12 protein-coding genes are annotated in these 16944 nt (G+C 61.9%); 2 read left to right on the forward strand and 10 right to left on the reverse strand.

Annotation, left to right across the window (positions count from 1 at the left end):
* Positions 1-128 precede the first annotated feature (128 nt).
* Together gltX and BW995_RS14245 are read right to left on the reverse strand one after the other, a co-directional pair.
* Entirely contained in the window at positions 129-1472 is a 1344-nt protein-coding gene (gene gltX / locus BW995_RS14240) for a glutamate--tRNA ligase (protein ID WP_076401082.1), read from the reverse strand.
* A gap of 5 nt (positions 1473-1477) precedes the next feature.
* Positions 1478-3145, reverse strand: coding sequence for an NAD+ synthase (locus BW995_RS14245; RefSeq protein WP_076401083.1), 1668 nt, complete (start codon positions 3143-3145; stop codon positions 1478-1480).
* A gap of 395 nt (positions 3146-3540) precedes the next feature.
* On the opposite strand from BW995_RS14245, the gene BW995_RS14250 reads away from it, so the two are divergent.
* Complete coding sequence (locus BW995_RS14250) at positions 3541-4422, forward strand: hypothetical protein (protein WP_139332932.1); 882 nt, start codon at positions 3541-3543, stop codon at positions 4420-4422.
* 62 nt (positions 4423-4484) lie between these two features.
* Here BW995_RS14250 and BW995_RS14255 read toward each other — a convergent pair whose 3' ends face one another.
* Both BW995_RS14255 and BW995_RS14260 read right to left on the reverse strand, forming a co-directional pair.
* The gene (locus tag BW995_RS14255; protein ID WP_245821468.1) at positions 4485-5675 is read right to left on the reverse strand and encodes a beta/alpha barrel domain-containing protein; all 1191 of its coding nucleotides are present in this window, start codon (positions 5673-5675) and stop codon (positions 4485-4487) included.
* A gap of 317 nt (positions 5676-5992) precedes the next feature.
* Positions 5993-7390 (reverse strand): class II 3-deoxy-7-phosphoheptulonate synthase, encoded by a 1398-nt coding sequence (locus BW995_RS14260; protein WP_076401311.1) that lies wholly within the window; start codon positions 7388-7390, stop codon positions 5993-5995.
* 462 nt (positions 7391-7852) lie between these two features.
* On the opposite strand from BW995_RS14260, the gene BW995_RS14265 reads away from it, so the two are divergent.
* Positions 7853-9631 (forward strand): hypothetical protein, encoded by a 1779-nt coding sequence (locus BW995_RS14265; protein WP_076401085.1) that lies wholly within the window; start codon positions 7853-7855, stop codon positions 9629-9631.
* Between the two features lie 326 nt (positions 9632-9957).
* Here BW995_RS14265 and recA read toward each other — a convergent pair whose 3' ends face one another.
* The 6 genes from recA to fliP all read right to left on the reverse strand — a co-directional run bounded on the left by recA (position 9958) and on the right by fliP (position 16944).
* A complete protein-coding gene (gene recA / locus BW995_RS14270) occupies positions 9958-11043 on the reverse strand; it encodes a recombinase RecA (RefSeq protein WP_076401086.1) in 1086 nt (361 codons plus the stop codon).
* 143 nt (positions 11044-11186) lie between these two features.
* Positions 11187-13691 carry a hybrid sensor histidine kinase/response regulator gene (locus BW995_RS14275; protein WP_076401087.1) on the reverse strand — a complete coding sequence of 835 codons (2505 nt, stop codon included), beginning with the start codon at positions 13689-13691 and terminating at the stop codon, positions 11187-11189.
* Between the two features lie 144 nt (positions 13692-13835).
* Positions 13836-14987, reverse strand: a complete 1152-nt coding sequence (flhB, locus tag BW995_RS14280; protein WP_076401088.1) for a flagellar biosynthesis protein FlhB — start codon at positions 14985-14987, stop codon at positions 13836-13838.
* A 51-nt stretch (positions 14988-15038) separates the two neighbouring features.
* Positions 15039-15800 (reverse strand): flagellar biosynthetic protein FliR, encoded by a 762-nt coding sequence (fliR, locus tag BW995_RS14285; protein WP_076401089.1) that lies wholly within the window; start codon positions 15798-15800, stop codon positions 15039-15041.
* A gap of 13 nt (positions 15801-15813) precedes the next feature.
* Positions 15814-16080, reverse strand: coding sequence for a flagellar biosynthesis protein FliQ (fliQ, locus tag BW995_RS14290; protein ID WP_076401090.1), 267 nt, complete (start codon positions 16078-16080; stop codon positions 15814-15816).
* A 48-nt stretch (positions 16081-16128) separates the two neighbouring features.
* Entirely contained in the window at positions 16129-16944 is an 816-nt protein-coding gene (gene fliP, locus BW995_RS14295; protein ID WP_076401091.1) for a flagellar type III secretion system pore protein FliP, read from the reverse strand.

Genomic DNA, 16944 nt, shown 5'->3' on the forward strand with positions numbered 1-16944 from the left:
AAAAGAGCCGAGGGCGGTGGCCCCCGGCTCTTGAGCACTCAACAGATCGGGGTCCGGGGCCTCAAGGCCCCGGCGAGGTGTGGAGCAGCGCTCCACGGTCTGGTTTCTGGTCTGTCCCTGCGCCCCACTCAGTTTGCTGTCAGGCGGGCCTGCACCAGATCATGGCCCAGCAGCGGCAGCAGGCCGCTCATTTCCGGGCCGTGGTCGTGGCCGGTCAGGGCCTGACGCAGCGGCATGAACAGGCCCTTGCCCTTGCGGCCCGTGGCATCCTTGACGGCGGTGGTCCAGGCTTTCCACGTCTGCCCGTCCCACGGTGCGGCGGGGAGCAGGGTGGCGGCCTGTGCCAGAAAGGCGCGGTCGTCGTCGCTGAAGTCCTGCGGCGGCAGGGCGTCATGGACCACCGCGTGCCAGATGGCAGCATCGCGCAGGACGGTCAGGTTCGAGCGCACCACCTCCCAGAACGCCGCGTCGGCCTTGTCCAGTCCCAGCGCCTGCAGGCGCGGTTCGACCTGATCCCACGGCAGGGCGTGGATCAGCTTCTGGTTCAGGCGCAGCAGCTCGGCCGGGTCAAAGCGCGGGGTCGAGCGTCCAAAGTGGCTGACGTCAAAGCTGCTGCCCAGTGCTTGCAGGCTGTCGAACGGCTCGATGGCGTCGGACGAGCCAAGGTGCCCCAGCAGCGATGAAATGGCCATCGGCTCCAGACCCTGCTCGCGCAGGTCGCCCATCGACATGCTGCCCAGACGCTTGGACAGGCCGTTGCCGTCGGCATCGACCAGCAGCGGCAAGTGGGCGAACAGCGGCGGCTGATAACCCAGAGCCTCGAAAATCTGGATCTGGACAGCGGTGTTGGTCACATGGTCTTCGCCGCGCACCACATGGGTGATCGCCATTTCGGCGTCATCGACCACCGACGGCATCATGTACAGGAAGGTGCCGTCTTCGCGGATCAGCACCGGGTCGGCCAGATGGGCGGCGTCATAGGTGCAGGTGCCACGGGTCAGGTCATTCCATTCGATGGTGCCGGGCACCATCTTGAACCGCCAGTGCGGACGGCGGCCCTGGGCTTCGTAGTCGGCGCGCTGGCTGTCGGTCAGCTCCAGCGCCGAGCGGTCATAGATCGGCGGCTTGCCGCGCGCGCGCTGGCGGCGGCGCATGTATTCCAGCTCTTCCGGCGTTTCATAGCACGGGTACAGCCGCCCGGCCGCCTTCAGGGTGTCGGCGGCAGCGGTGTAGCGTTCCAGCCGCTGGCTCTGGTAATACTCTTCCTGCCAGCCGATCCCCAGCCAGCGCAGGTCCCGCAGGATGCCCTGCACATACTCATCCTTTGAACGCTCGCGGTCGGTGTCGTCAAAGCGCAGGACGAACGACGACGGTTGCCCGCCAGCCAGCAGATAGTTGACCAGAGCGACGCGGATGTTCCCCACATGCAGATAGCCTGTCGGGGACGGGGCAAAGCGAACACGGACTGTCATCAGGATTACCGGGGTCCAATATATGCGTTGGTGATGGGGTAACGGCGCTCGCGGCCAAAGGCGCGGGTGCCGATCTTGACCCCCGGAGGGGCCTGACGGCGTTTATACTCCGCCCGGTTCAGCAAACGCCAGACCCGCTCGACGGTGGCCGGGTCGTGATTTTGCGTTGCCACCACCTCGGAGACCGATTTCTGGCCTTCGACCAGACCGAACAGGATGTCGTCCAGCACGTCATAGGGCGGCAGGCTGTCTTCGTCTTTCTGGTCCGGGCGCAGTTCTGCCGACGGTGGCTTGGTGATCACCCGTTCGGGCATCACCATCCCCTCCGGCCCCCTGGCTCCGGTCGGGCGGTGGGCGTTGCGCCAGCGCGAGACGACGAACACGTCGGTCTTGTAGACGTCCTTCAGCACCGAATAGCCGCCGCACATGTCGCCGTAGAGGGTGGCATAGCCGACGCTCATTTCACTCTTGTTGCCGGTGGACAGCACCATCGCGCCGAACTTGTTCGACAGCCCCATCAGGGTCATGCCACGCGCGCGCGACTGGATGTTTTCTTCGGTGATGTCCGGCGCGCGCCCGGCAAAGAACGGCGACAGCATGCTGTCATAGGCGGCCATCGCCGGGCCGATGTTGATTTCGTCCAGACGACAGCCGAGCAGGCGGGCACACTCGGCGGCGTCCTCCAGACTGTCGCGCGAGGTATAGGGCGAGGGCATCATCACGCAATGCACCTTGTCCGCCCCCAGCGCATCGACCGCCACCGCCGCCGACAGGGCGCTGTCAATGCCGCCCGACAGCCCCAGCAGCACGCCGGGGAAGCCGTTTTTCTGCACGTAATCGCGCAGCCCGACCACCATCGCCTGATAGATCTGTTCCAGCCGGTCGCCTGCCGGAACCGGGGTCTGTTCGGTGCAGGTCCAGCGGCCATCGCTGCCGCGGGTCCAGTCACTGTCCACCTCGTGCGCCACCCACGGGGCCATTGACAGGCGCAGGCTGTGGTCGGCCCCCAGCACAAAGCTGGAGCCGTCGAACACCAGTTCATCCTGACCGCCGACCTGATTGACGTACACCAGCGGCAGGCCGGTTTCGCTGACGCGGGCCACCGCGTGCGACAGGCGCTGATCGGGCTTGTCGAGTTCAAACGGGCTGCCGTTGGGGATCACCAGAATTTCGGCCCCGGTTTCGGCCAGCGTCTCGGCCACGTCGGTAAACCACATGTCTTCGCAGATCAGGATGCCCAGACGGACGCCGCGCACCCGCACCGGGCCTTGGGCCGGACCGGTGGCGAAGACGCGGATTTCATCGAACACGCCGTAATTCGGCAAATGCTGTTTCAGAACGCGGGCCACCACCTCGCCACGGTCGAGCACCACCGCGCCGTTGTAGACCTTGCCATCCTGCCGCACAGGAGCGCCGACGATCAGCGCCGGGCCGCCCGCAGCGGTCATCTCTTTCAGGTCGCGCAGATGCTCGTCGCACAGGTCGAGGAAGGCCGGGCGATAGATCAGGTCTTCGGGGGGGTAGCCGCTGAGGGCCAGTTCCGTCGTCACCACCACATCGCTGCCCCGTCCCGCCGCATGGAGGTAGGCCTGCCGCACCAAAGCCGCATTCGCGGCCACATCCCCGACGGTGGGATTGAGTTGTGCCAGAGTCAGTTTCAGCCGGTCAGCCATCTCGTGCGTTCCTAAATCAAGCGCGCAGGGCAAAGAGTGGGATGGGGCGGGGACGCCGGGGCAGGGGTCATCCCGCTTGGTCCGAGCCAGATGTCTAAGGGGGTTAGAGGCTAGGGGGCGGGGGTGGTCCTGTCAACGCACGACAGTATTTCCGGTTGGTATTTCTTGCCGGAAACACCCTCTTGCACCGGGGAAATCTACCAATGTGCAAATGATCCGGCCCGGGAAAGGCGGTACTATGGGTGTAACGCTTTTGGTTTGGAACGCAGACGACCCCGGTTCGATCTCGTACCTGAGGGCCCTGAGTACCGCGCCAGTGATACCAAATGCTCACTGATGCCAGAAGCTCGCTGATAAACGTCGCAAAGACGTATTTTGCATGATCGGGGAACGCCATGACTGCCACCTTATCCCCTTCGGTCGCTCCGGACGGCGCTGACGGTCGGAGCGAGGCTTACAATGAGGGCGGCTGCCCGCTGGACATGAGCCGCCTGTTGATCATGGATTTTGTCGCCACGCTCGAACAGGAAGCCGCCCGCACCGGGACGCTGGATGCCGGGGCCTTGCGGGCGCAGGCCGAGGTATTCCTGGGCCATTTGCGCGGCTTGCGCCAGCCTGCGGACAATTGCCTGCGTTTGCACGAGCAATTGAAGTGGGAAGAACGCCGCCGCCATCCCTTTGAACGGCTGATCATTCGGCGCTTCTCCCATTTGTTGCCCAAACGAATCGGCGATGATGGCGTGATGCAGGGGGCGATGCTGTCCCGACGGGCCATTCCCGGCATTGCGGTGGCGATCACCAAAATGATCGGCATTGACCGCTATCGCGCATGGGAGACCGCCACCCATGAAATCCTGCGCCGCCACAAGGCCGAGCGTCCGGGTCCGATCGACTGGGCCGATGTCGCCGCCCGGCGGGAAAGCACCCAACTGGTTGAATTGGCCCTGATCCGCATGGCACCCTACTTTGGTGACCTCGACAAGCGGGTGCAGTGGCTGGTGGAGGTGGTCAATAGCCACCTTGGCCCGCCGCAGCCGGAAGACGGGGGGCGTGTGTGGGTGATGGATGGTTCCAAGGCGCGGATGATGCTGCTGGCGTTGTACGATGACCTGCGCCAGCGTCTGCGCGACGGGCCGGTCGAACTGGAGGCCACTTATGGCTCGCGGGCCATGGGGGCGCTGCGGGAACTGGATGCAGCCTTTGCCCGGTTCGAACAGCAGGCGGTGATGGCGGTGCAGGCTCCGGCGCGGGATTTGCCGTTTGGGGGCTTGCTGTAGCCATCGTTTAACAAAGGCGCGGTAAAAAGGGGTGTAGAGGTTTGCTCTACACCCCTTTTTCCTTACAGGATATCGTCTTCGTTGCGCTTCAGCAGGAACTCGCGGCCAACCTTGACGCGCGGCTGACCGTCATAGGCAACGATGTCCGCTGTGGCGTAGGTTTCCCCCCAGTTGGACGGCAGGTATGACCCGGTGCCGATCACGTCGATCGGGGCGCGGGCATCGGCCATCACCTTGCACTTGCTGGCCGAAAAGCCGGACGAGGCAATGATCTTGACGTTCGGGAACCCTGCCCGGTCGAGGGCTTCGCGCATGTGCCAGACGGCGGCGGCGGAAACGCCGGTGCCGATCAGGTGGCGCAGCTCGGTTTCGGTACGATAGCCGCGAATGGCCTTGGGGGCGTTGCGTTCGAGGATGTCATAGCTCGACTGGGTATCGAGGCCCTCGATGTAGCGCCCGCCGTGGGTGTCCAGCCGCATGCCGAGGCGGCCCTTGGCGGCAAGCTCGGGGAAGGCGTGGCAGACTTCCAGCGCGTCGGTCAGCTCGCGGCCAAAGTAATCGACCAGCACAATCAGGTCCTGATCGGGGAAGGTCTCGTGGAACATCTGGGCGGCGCGCAGGGTTGATCCGGCATAGCCGATCAGGGCGTGTGGCATGGTGCCCTTGCCGCTGCTGGCGCCAAAGAAGTGCGCGGTGGCATCGGTGGCGTTGCCAACAAAGCCCTTGGCCCCCGAGGACCGTTGCGCCGCTTTCGAGCCGACCGAAGCCGCATAGGCCATCAGTTCGGCCATCTCGGTGCCCGCGCAGTGGCGGGCATCCATCGCCAGAAAAGCCACCTGCGGCAGTTGTTCACACATCGCATGGGCGTTATAGGCCGCCACACAGGCCGCCCCCAGTTTTTGCAGCAGCAGGGTTTCCAGATCGACCAGCGTGACAAAGCTGCCGGTGATGTAGACCATCGGCTCACCAGCGCCAACCCAGTCGCCTTCCTGGAACACCTGTTCGATCGAGACGGTTTGTCCGCGCTCCTGCACCATCGTTTGCAGCCAGTCGCAGGCCATTCTGGTTGCCGCCAGCACCGGGCGACGCATGAACACCGCATAGGTGACTTCGGCGTCACCAAACCGCTGCACCACCTGTTGCGTGCGGGTGAAATACTTGTCGGTCCACAGCGCAACCTGATTTTCCGGAGGCCACGGCTGCACCGCCTTTTGCACGGCGGGTTTGGCAACAGTGTTAGCTGGGTGGGCCATCGCCCGAACTCCCTTCATGGCGTGGCACGAAAGGGGAGAGCCAGGTTTCGCACCATGCAGAGTTATCATTGCGCTGCGTGCAAAAGAAAACGACATTCTGCACGGGAATTCTGTCCTTGCCACAGACTGTCCGGCGTCACGGATCCGGGTTCCGCTGAAAAGGAACAGGGAGGATACGCCTGCCGTCCTTTCCCTGTAAACTGTTATCAGAAACAACTGTTCCCGAAGCGGGTGTTTTCAATAGAACTGGGGACATCAAGGAAAAACGGGCCACCCGGCAAGGGGCGGCCCGTTTCAACAGGGAACAGAGGTCAGGATCAGCCGGCAAGCGCCTGACGTTCGGCCTTCAGGGCTTCCGAGATCAGGAACGCCAGTTCCAGCGACTGGTTGGCGTTCAGACGCGGATCGCAGTAGGTGTCATAGGCTTCGGACAGACCGGATTCCGTGATCGCCTGCGAGCCACCGATGCACTCGGTGACGTTGCGGCCGGTCATTTCAAAATGCACGCCACCCGCATGGGTGCCTTCGGCCTTGTGGACGGCAAAGAACGCCTTCACTTCATCCAGAATGCGGTCGAACGAGCGGGTCTTGTAGCCGTTTTCGGTCTTGATGGTGTTGGCGTGCATCGGATCGCAGGCCCACACCACGTTACGCCCTTCGGCCTTGGCGGCGCGCACCAGCGCCGGCAGCTTTTCCAGCACCTTTTCAGCGCCCATGCGGACGATGAAGGTCAGCTTGCCGGGTTCATTGCGCGGGTTGATGGCGTCGCACAGGGTCAGCAGGTCGTCGGTGGTCATCGACGGACCAACCTTGCAGCCGATCGGGTTGCCGATTCCGCTCATGAACTGCACATGCGGCCCCTTGGGATCGCGGGTGCGCTCACCGATCCACAGCATGTGGGCCGAGCAGCAATAGACTTCGCCGGTGGTGGAATCGGTGCGGGTCAGGGCTTCTTCATAGGGCAGAAGCAGGGCTTCGTGGCTGGTGAAGAAGTCGGTCTTGCGGATCTGCGGCACACGGTCGCCGGTCAGGCCGCAGGCTTCCATGAAGGCCAGCGTTTCCTGAATGCGGTCGGCGAGGCCCTGATACTGTTCGGCCTGCGGCGAGCCGGAGGCAAATTCCAGCGTCCACTTGTGCACCTTGTGCAGGTCGGCATAGCCACCGGCGGCAAAGGCACGCAGCAGGTTGAGGGTCGCTGCCGACTGGTTGTAGGCGCGCATCATGCGGTCAGGATCGGGGATGCGGGCATCCGGGGTGTTTTCCGGGCCGTTGATCATGTCCCCGCGATAGCTGATCAGCTCGACGCCGTTGATCTTTTCGGTCGGAGCCGAACGGGGCTTGGCAAACTGCCCGGCCATCCGGCCCACCTTGACGATCGGCAGGGCCGCGCCAAAGGTCAGCACCACCGCCATCTGCAACAGCACGCGGAAGGTGTCGCGGATGGTATCGGCGCGCAGCTCGGAAAAGCTTTCGGCGCAGTCGCCGCCTTGCAGCAGGAACGCCTCACCGGCGCAGACCTTGGCCAGCTGGGCCTTCAGCGTGCGGGCTTCGCCAGCAAAGACCAGCGGCGGCATGGTGGCCAGGGATGTTTCCACGCGGCCCAAGGCATCGGCATCGGGATAGGTCGGCATCTGGAAGTCTTCCCAGGTGCCACCCTGGCCCCGGCGCTCCTCAACGATGCGTCTCCATCCGTCTTTTGTCCATTGCCCAGACATCACACTCATCCTCGGTGTCCATAGAAAAGGGAGCACACAGTACATCACGCCACGGCCCAATGCCATAGCTGGCATTCTTTCAACTGAACGGGACGATGAAAAAGCAAGTCCGGTCAGCGGGGAGAGGCTGCGACTGTCGTGCTGTTGCGGTTGCTGTAATTCACCTTAAAGTTTTATTTTTTTCAATTATCCATTTCAGAGTGTTTCTGCTGCGACATACGGAAAGGGGCATCCTCCGACGGTCCGCGACGATCGTCAGCTTACGGAGGTTCCTTGGGGCAGCGTTCTGCCATGCCGGTTCCCGTGATCAGGGGATGGGTATGTCTATCCGGGCGTAAATCGGTGCCAAAAAATGCGCCCTGTGAAATCCGGTGTTATGGGATATGGGTGTAAAGACCAGTAGAGAAGCATCAATCAGTGATTGATGTTTTCCCGACCACGCTCTTAAAAGAGGAGCCTGCGATGGCCGCCAGCAAGTACGGTGATATTTCTGATGCACGCGATCGTTTGGCGACGGCCCGGACGCTGCTCTATCCCATGCTTGGCCTCGCCCCGCCATCAGGAGCAGGGATGCCGACCTCGCCACCGGTGGCGCCACCGGTGGCGATCGTACCGCCGCCCCTGAACGGCGGAGGCCGCCCCCGCAGTTCAGGGGCGACTGGCGGCTCACCGACAGGTGGCGCCGGGTCTGCGCAGCTGGTGATGCTGAAAGTGGCCGTTGATGACGCGGTACGGCTTGGCGCGGCCTATGACCTGCTTCCGAGCGGCCAGTTGGCCGTTGTTGCCAGCCGTCTGGCGGCGCTGCGGCAATTCGGGCAGGCCATTGCGACGGCGTCGGGAAAGGCCGCCCTGTGTACTGGTGACGTCAAAGCCATCAAAAAAGCGCTGGAGGAGGCTGCTGCTGTGGCATCCCGTGCTGTGGGAATGATGGAACGCCTCAATACCATGTACAGCAACAGCAGCGAAGACCCGTCCTATCACTGGCGGCTGGTGGCCGGGCTGGTTGGCGGTCAGGCTGTTCCCGGGCAACGGGCGGGTGGTCATGTGTGGACACAGGGCCTGTCTCCCGTTCGGGTCATGGAGTACCTGACGCCCAATCGCAGCTTTGGCGGCAACTGGTCGGCACATATTGGGCAATGGTTGCATGACTGTGAAACCGGGCAAACGAACGAACCGTTCTTTCTGTGGTGCGAAACGCGGGTGGGGATTGATGGTGGTGCCGAGTACCTGAGTGATGCGGCACAAAAGGCGGCTTTGGTCACCCTGAAGGATGGCCAGCTGTGTCAATTGGCCCCATCAGTGGGGGGGGAGCCGGTTCTCGAGCCGTTTTCGACCTCGGTTCTGAGCAGTCTTGGCGAGTCCTATGACATGTTCATGGCCTATTGCATTGATGAACATGGTGTTCTCTATGTCTACCCCCACCCCGAGGGGGCAGCATCGGGTCTGGTTGCGCTGGCGATGAAGCGACTGGAAAAAGTGGCGGGAGAATCGATCGGGCAAAAGGGACGGATTTACCATTCTTCCGGTCATCGAGGGGAGGCCGTCGCCGGCGCCGGGATGATCTGGGCGGCGAATGGCAGTGTGGTCGCCATCTCGACCAAAAGTGGTCATTACTGGCCAACCATCGAAATGTTCCTGCAGACCCTTGCCTTTCTGGAACCAGCCCTCGGCAATGGCGTCGCGTACTTTGACTTTTTGTGGGATGGCGATTTTTGTGTCGCCAGTTGTCCCGCGCGCGATTTCCTGCGGATCGGTCGGGCCGGATTTTCACCGGCAGCCGTTTCCGAAGCCTTCCTGTTTGGTGACATGGATATGAAGACTGGCGCCATCAATATGGAAGAGCAGAGCTATTCCTTTGGTGATGGCGAAAGTGCTTCCTCTCCCTATGGCGGGAAAAAATTGCGCAGGTGTGTTGAGTACTTCCTCGCCACCTTCTCGCGCTTTTCAGGGGATCAGACACGGCGCATCCTGGAAGAGCGGCGTCTGGCCAACCGGACGCGCCTTGGCATCTACAAGGGGCGGACGCTGGACGCTGAAATGTTCCGCGAGTGGGAGCGCGAGCAGATGTTGCTACAGATTGCACGTGGGGATGAGGCTGGTTTTCAAGGGGCAACGCCCTTTGACAAAACGGCTCTGGATGGTGGTGCCGCCGCACGCCACGAACAACGCATGCAAGGGCTGGAGAACGGGGGCGGCAATGGCGGTCGTGCGCGTTCGAACAATTTCCGCCGTTACAAATAAAGCAGCAGGATCATGGAGCGCTGCTCCAAACCTCGCCGGGGCCTTGAGGCCTCGGACCCCATTGATTTGATATTGAAAGAAAAAATGGGGGATCGGGGGCATTGGCCCCCGAACAGGTATGGGCGGTAGCCCAGTCGCCTGCTTTGTCGCAGTGATTTTGCGCAAAACCGGAACACTTTTGCGCTCCCTGCTCTGGCATGTAGAAAGGGGAAGCAATCAGGCACGATTGCTTCCCCTTCTGGATGATCACCACCTGCCGGTCCGGGCCGATGGTGTCAATACGATAGCATTGCCAGAGCCAACTGGCACGCAATCAGCTATAGGTCTTACGCCTCACCTTCGGCGGCGTCTTCCTCGCTGATTTCGCCCGGTGCGGCGGTCAGGACGTCGCTGATCAACCCTGCGTTCTGCCGAATGGAGGTTTCGATCTCATTGGCGACTTCCGGGTGTTCTTTCAGATAGGTCTTGGCGTTTTCGCGGCCCTGCCCGATGCGGGTGGAGTTGTACGAGAACCACGAGCCAGACTTTTCGATGATGTTGGCCTTGACGCCCAGATCCAGCAGTTCGCCGGTTTTCGAGATGCCTTCGCCATACATGATGTCGAAATCGACGATCTTGAACGGCGGGGCAACCTTGTTCTTGACCACCTTGACGCGGGTCTGGTTGCCCACCACGTCTTCGCGGTCCTTGATCTGGCCAACGCGGCGGATGTCGAGGCGGACCGAGGCGTAGAACTTCAGGGCGTTGCCGCCGGTGGTGGTTTCGGGGCTACCGAACATCACGCCGATCTTCATGCGGATCTGGTTGATGAAGATGATCAGCGTGTTTGAGCGGGCCACCGAGGCGGTCAGCTTGCGCAGGGCCTGCGACATCAGGCGGGCCTGCAGGCCGACGTGGGAGTCTCCCATTTCGCCTTCGAGTTCGGCACGGGGCACCAGCGCGGCGACCGAGTCCACCACCAGCACGTCGATGGCCCCCGAGCGCACCAGCGTATCGGCGATTTCCAGCGCCTGTTCCCCGGCGTCCGGCTGGGAAATCAGAAGGTCGTCCAGACTGACCCCCAGCTTGCGGGCATAGATCGGGTCAAGGGCGTGTTCGGCGTCGATATAGGCGCAGGTGCCACCCTTGCGCTGGGCTTCTGCCACGACGTGCAGGGCCAGCGTGGTTTTCCCCGAGCTCTCCGGGCCGTAGACTTCGACGATGCGGCCTTTCGGCAGGCCGCCGATGCCCAGCGCCAGGTCCAGACCCAGCGAACCGGTGGAGATGGCTTCGATATCCAACACCTGCCGGGCCCCGAGGCGCATGATCGAGCCTTTGCCGAAAGAGCGTTCGATCTGCGAGAGGGCGGCGTCCAGCGCTTTTTGCTTGTCCATGGTATCCTTGTCGACGAGTCGGAGTGCGGTCTGAGACATAAACGAGCCCCCGTTATTTCACAGGTTTGCCGGATGGTGCAACACGGCTGAAGGTACACGTTCCGTTCTTGTTCTCAAGGGAAATTTTGAACGAAGAGGGAACATTGGCAGCGCGCACCAAGAGTACGTGAAAAAACAACGGATTACTCACATGGTTCGGTCTCGGAAATCACTTCCTTGACCTTGGCCGCCAGCTGGTTCAGCGAGAACGGCTTGGGCAGGAAATGGAAGTCCGGGGAATCGGTCAGCTCGCCACGGGCGGCTTCTTCCGAATACCCCGAGATCAGCACAACCCGGAGTCCCGGACGTTCCTGCCGCACCAACCGGGCCAGCGTCGCTCCGTCCATGCCCGGCATCACCATGTCGGTGACCAGCAGATCAACCTTCGGGGTTTCTTCCAGCACATCCAGCGCGCCTTCGCCGGTGCGGGCCTCCAGCACCGTATAGCCCTTGTTGCGCAAGGCGCGGGCGGCAAAGACCCGCACCGCGTCTTCGTCTTCGACCAGCAACACCACCCCGCCACCGGTCAGGTCCGGTTCGGCAGAGGGTTTTTTCGCGCTGGCGGCGGCGGGGCGTTCGCTTTTTTGCGGAGATTCACCGTCATCGGCCGTTTGGCGTGGCAGGTAAATGGTAAAGGTGGTGCCCTTGTTCGGCACGGAATCGACAAAGATGAAGCCGCCGGTCTGGCGGATGATCCCGTACACCGTTGACAGCCCCAGCCCGGTGCCCGCTCCGACCTGACCGGTCTTGGTCGAAAAGAACGGCTCGAAAATGCGGCCAAGATTTTCACGCGGAATGCCGGTGCCGGTATCGCTGACACTGACCACCGTATAGGAGCCGGGGGGGACGTGTTCGGCTCCGCGGGCGAGGGTTTCCTTCAGCTCTTCGCTGCCGGTCCTGATGCTCAGGCGGCCACCGCCGGGCATGGCATCGCGGGCATTGACCGCCAGATTGATGATCACCTGATCGAACTGGCCGGGATCCACCCGGATCAGCCCGACATCCCGCCCATGGGTCATGTGCAGTTCCACCGATTCCCCCAGCAGGCGGCGCAACAGGTGGCTCATTTCGGTCAGGGCGTCGGTGATGTCCAGCAGACGGGGTTTCAGCGGCTGTTTGCGCGAAAAGGCCAGCAGTTGGCGGACCAGATTGGCGGCCCGGTTGGAGTTCTGCTTGATCTGCATGATATCGGCAAAGGACGGGTCTCCGGCCCCGTGCCGTTGCAGCAGCAGGTCACAGAACCCGATCATCGCCGTCAGCAGGTTGTTGAAGTCGTGGGCCACGCCCCCGGCCAACTGCCCCATCGCCTGCATTTTCTGGGCCTGAGCGAACTGGGCTTCCAGATTGCGCTGGGCGGTGGTGTCGATGAAGTAGGCCACCAGCGCATCAACACCATTCCCGCTGCCCATTGGGCCGACCCACAGGGCGGCGGCAGCGTCTGGACTGTGCACCAGCCGTACCTCGCGGTGGGCTCCAGCGGCTTCCCCCAGGCTTACCCGCTGCATCAGCACCTCGAGGTCATGGCGGTCATCGGCGGCGATCAGGTGGGAAAGTGGTTGATCCAGCAGGCCGTCCCGGCGCAGGCCGCACATGCGCTCGAAGGCCGGGTTGCAGTCGGTGATCAGGCCGTCAAAGTCCAGCAGGCACAATCCGACCGGGGCGCCTTCAAACAGCCAGCGGAACCGGCGGTCAGGCAGGCCATCGGCAAAGCCGTCGGGCAACGAGATGCCGTTGCTGTCGGCATCGGGGCGGACCACCACCGAGCGGGTGCGCAATTCACCGCCATCGTCATAGATGGTCTGCACCACCAGTGCCGAAAAGCTGTGGCCACTGGCGCTGCGGAAGGTCAGGGTCCCCTGCCAGGCACCTTCGGCATCGGGGGCCTGACAGCGGTCGAGGAAGTGTTCCAGCCGGTGGCCCAGCAAGTCATCCTGTGAGTGCCCCAACCACTCGGCAAACCGTTGGTTGACCATCAGCAGGGTGCCATCGGCATCGACCGAATACAGCCCCGCCGGGATAAAATACAGGAACTCGGCCAGATCTTCGCGCTCGCGCACCAGAATGTCTTCGATGGCACGGCGGGCGGTGACGTCTTCGGCTTGCCACAGGGTGGTTCCCCGCTGGCCTTGATCGGTCGAGGGCAGGGGGCGCAGGCTGATCGCCCACCATTCAGAGGCAATCTGCTCTTCATGCAGGGCCTGTTCGCCGCCGGCCCCGTGTAGCGTCTGCACCACCGGCAGCAACGGCAGCAACGGCAGCTCCACCCGTTCGGCAACACCGGCCTCGGCGGCCAGACGCAGGCGTTCCAGTGCGGCCAGAGCCGCATCATCGCTGACCACCCGCTGGCTGAGGATCGCCAGCGGGGCATGGTCCCCCCACAGCAGGCGGCCAGCAGTGTTGGCATGCAAAACCTGTCCGTCGGCGGACAGCAGCAGGCGGGCCCCCGGTTCGGCATCCAGCATCGCCACCGCCTGCCGGGCGAGAGCCGAAACGTGGAGCCGTCGCAGGATGAGCGGAATGATCAGCAGGACCACCAGCACGCAAATGGCCAGCGCCCCCATCAGGATGGCAACGGCGTCATCACTGGCCAGCCAGGCATTGTCTCCGGCAGAGATGGCATAGCTCAGGGTGTCGTCTTCAAAGGCCATGGGGAAGTCCTGATCGGAAAGGCTTTAAGATTGGAAACGTCAGAGCAGTGAGCGTAAAAGTGGGAACCGGTTTTGCGCAAAATCACTGCGGCAATACAAAAAGGCTAGAGCAGCGTGCCTGCATCCGATTTAACGCACGCTGGTCTAGAAAAGCCCGGCATCCCGCTGGTCAGGAGCCTGCGACTGGTCGCGTCCGGGGGAGGGCGTACGGTCTTTTTTCGGTGTCGGCTTCCAGCCCGAAGACTGGCGCTGACGCATCACGAAGCCGATGACTTCGGCCACCGCCTTATAGTGGTCCGGCGGGATGTCCTGATCCAGTTCCACCGCCGCATAGAGGGCACGGGCCAACGGCGGGTTTTCGACGATCGGCACATCGTTCTCTTCGGCGGACTCACGGATTTTTTGCGCCAGGAAGTCCACCCCCTTGGCCACCAGTTTCGGGGCGGGCATGGTGTCCATGTCATATTTCAGGGCGACAGCGAAATGGGTCGGGTTGGTGATCACCACGCTGGCGGTCGGAACGGCCTGCATCATGCGTTCGCGCACACGCTTCATGCGCAACGAGCGAATGCGTCCCTTGACCAGCGGGTCACCTTCGGACTGCTTGTGCTCGTCCTTGACTTCCTGCCGGGTCATCTTGAGCTTTTGCTTGTGCGTCCAGCGGGTCCACAGCCAGTCGGCCACCGCCAACAGCGAAAAGGCCGTACAAAAGGTGAAGGTCAGCATCACCAGCAGCCAGTACAGTTCATCCAGGACATAGGAAAAATCCTGTCCCAACAGAATGTCCGGGTGCGGAAAATTGGGGATGATGACCGACACCGCGACCGTGCCAACCAGACTGATTTTCAGGATGGATTTCAGCAGGTCGATCAGCTTTTGCTTGTCAAAAAGTTTTTTGGCTCCGCTGACCGGGTTCAGGCGGTCCCAGTTCGGCCCCAGCTTTTTGGTGGTGAACACCAGACCGGTCTGGCCGACGTTGGAAACAATTGCCAGCAGGACCATCAGGGCCACCGGGATGGCAAGAATCTTGGCGATGTCCAGCCCCAGACCCAGCAATGCCGCCCGCATTCCTTCCAGATCGCCTGGAATTTCGTGCATGTGCTCCATATAGGCTTTCAGCAGATTGCCGACATGGCGGACGACGTAGGGCGAAACCAGAGACAGGATCACCAGCGCCGCGATCAGAGTCAGCAGGCTTTTGATTTCCTGGGAAACGGGAATGTTGCCGTCGTCACGCGCTTTGGAAAGGCGTTTCTCTGTCGGCTCTTCTGTTTTCGAATCGTCGTCTTCAGACACGCGGCCTCCTTTGGTTTGCTCAAGCCGGTTCCCACTTTTGCGCTCACGGCTCTAGTCGGGCAGGAACACCTGAAAGACGCTTTCATAAAAGCCCAGAAACCACATCATCATGGCGGGCAGTGAAATCCAGATCAAGGCCAGACCAAACAGGATCTGCAATGGCAAGGCAACAAAGAAGATGTTCAATTGCGGGCTGAGGCGGGCCAGCAACCCCATGCCGGTCTGGAACACGACGGCAAACAGCACAAACGGCGATGCGAGTTTCAGGGCCAGAAAGGCACTGCGTGACATCAGGTCGGCAGCCATCTGCAGATGTGCCCCGCCATCGGGGGCCGACCCGGGCTGGAAGACGGAATAGCTTTCGTACAGTGCCATGAACACCAGATGGTGCAGGTTCAGGGCAAACATCAACACCACGGCAATGGTGCTGAACAGCCCGACCAGCAACGCCCCTTGCTGGTCGGTCACGGCGTCAAAAACCATCGCGTTGGTCAGGCCGGTATACTGGCCGATCACCGACCCGGCAAAATGCAGCGCCCCGAGGGCAAACTGGGCCAGCAGCCCCATGTACAGGCCATAGAAGCCTTCGGAAATGATCAGCAGCACCAGTTTCCAGACGGTGGTCGGTGCTGGCGGGATCATCGGCAGGACCGACGGATACAGGATCAGCGTCAGGCCGGCGGCAACCATCAGGCGCACCTGCGGCTGGACATAAACTGCTGAAAAGCCCGGCATGACGATAAAGGCGCAGCCAACGCGGATGAAAACCAGCAGTCCGGCATAGGCATGGGAAACCAGAAATTCATTCAGCATGGGGCCTGCGCCTTTATGGCAGGGCGATGATGTTGTCCATCATCCGCTGCATGAAGTCGGTCATTTCATGCATCATGAACGGCAGCAGGAAGATCAGGGAGAAAAAGGTCGCCAGCAGTTTGGGGACGAAGGTCAGGGTCTGTTCCTGCAACGACGTTACCGTCTGGATCAGGGTCACCAGCAGACCGACCACCAGACCGACCACCAGAATGGGGCCTGCCACCAGGATCATGGTCATGACACCGTCACGGGCGATGTCAATGATTTGGGTTTCATTCATGGCAGAGTGGTCCATTGCGGTCGGAGAAAGGCGGGCAAACGGGGGATGTTAATCAAGAACACCAAAGCTCTGGACCAGTGTACCGACCAGCAGATGCCAGCCATCGACCAGCACAAAGAAAATCAGCTTGAACGGCATCGACAGCATCATTGGCGGCAGCATCATCATCCCCATCGACATCAGCACGGATGCGATCACCATGTCGATGATGATGAAGGGCACATAGATCAGAAAGCCGATTTCAAACGCCCGGCGCAGCTCGCTGATCATGAAGGCCGGGATCAGGGCGCGCAGGGGGGCCTGCTGGGCGCTTTCGACCGGCTCCATCCTGGCCATGTTCATGAACAGCTCGAGATCGGTCGGTCGGGCGTGTTCGGCCATGAACACCTTGAACGGTTCAATACCGCGCTCAAAGGCCTCGGTTTCGTCGATCCGCTCGTTGATCAGCGGCTCCATGCCCTGTGACCAGGCTTTTTCCAGCGTCGGCTGCATGATGAACAGGGTCATGAACAGCGCCAGACTGACCATCACCTGGTTTGGCGGGGTGCTGCTGGTCCCCAGCGCGGTGCGCAGGATCGACAGCACCACCAGCAGGCGGGTAAAGCAGGTTACCATCAGCAGCAGGGAGGGAGCCAGGCTGAGCACCGTCATCAGGGCAATCAACTGCACGATGCGGGCGGTGGTCGAGCCGGAATTGTCGCCAAAGTCCATCGAGAACTGTTGTGCCATGGCTCCGTCGGGGAAGCCCAGAATGGCAATCAGGCTGACGGTCAGCATCACCGCAGGCAGGCACAAAGACCCCCACAGGGCCCGCTTGAGCCAGCGACGGCGGCGGGGCGGTGCAACAGAACAGGGTGTGGTCAT

Origin of the sequence: Insolitispirillum peregrinum, from assembly GCF_900156605.1 — a bacterium.
In the GTDB taxonomy this organism is placed as follows: Bacteria; Pseudomonadota; Alphaproteobacteria; order Rhodospirillales; family Rhodospirillaceae; genus Insolitispirillum; species Insolitispirillum peregrinum.

Bases quoted from the DNA above. Each gene is read 5' to 3' on its own strand.
- BW995_RS14255 (WP_245821468.1), bottom strand. From the start codon at position 5,675: ATGGCCCACCCAGCTAACACTGTTGCCAAACCCGCCGTGCAAAAGGCG.
- BW995_RS14275 (WP_076401087.1), bottom strand. From the start codon at position 13,691: ATGGCCTTTGAAGACGACACCCTGAGCTATGCCATCTCTGCCGGAGAC.
- BW995_RS14245 (WP_076401083.1), bottom strand. From the start codon at position 3,145: ATGGCTGACCGGCTGAAACTGACTCTGGCACAACTCAATCCCACCGTC.
- BW995_RS14250 (WP_139332932.1), top strand. From the start codon at position 3,541: ATGACTGCCACCTTATCCCCTTCGGTCGCTCCGGACGGCGCTGACGGT.
- gltX (WP_076401082.1), bottom strand. From the start codon at position 1,472: ATGACAGTCCGTGTTCGCTTTGCCCCGTCCCCGACAGGCTATCTGCAT.
- BW995_RS14265 (WP_076401085.1), top strand. From the start codon at position 7,853: ATGGCCGCCAGCAAGTACGGTGATATTTCTGATGCACGCGATCGTTTG.
- fliQ (WP_076401090.1), bottom strand. From the start codon at position 16,080: ATGAATGAAACCCAAATCATTGACATCGCCCGTGACGGTGTCATGACC.
- fliR (WP_076401089.1), bottom strand. From the start codon at position 15,800: ATGCTGAATGAATTTCTGGTTTCCCATGCCTATGCCGGACTGCTGGTT.
- recA (WP_076401086.1), bottom strand. From the start codon at position 11,043: ATGTCTCAGACCGCACTCCGACTCGTCGACAAGGATACCATGGACAAG.
- fliP (WP_076401091.1), bottom strand. From the start codon at position 16,944: ATGACCACACCCTGTTCTGTTGCACCGCCCCGCCGCCGTCGCTGGCTC.
- BW995_RS14260 (WP_076401311.1), bottom strand. From the start codon at position 7,390: ATGTCTGGGCAATGGACAAAAGACGGATGGAGACGCATCGTTGAGGAG.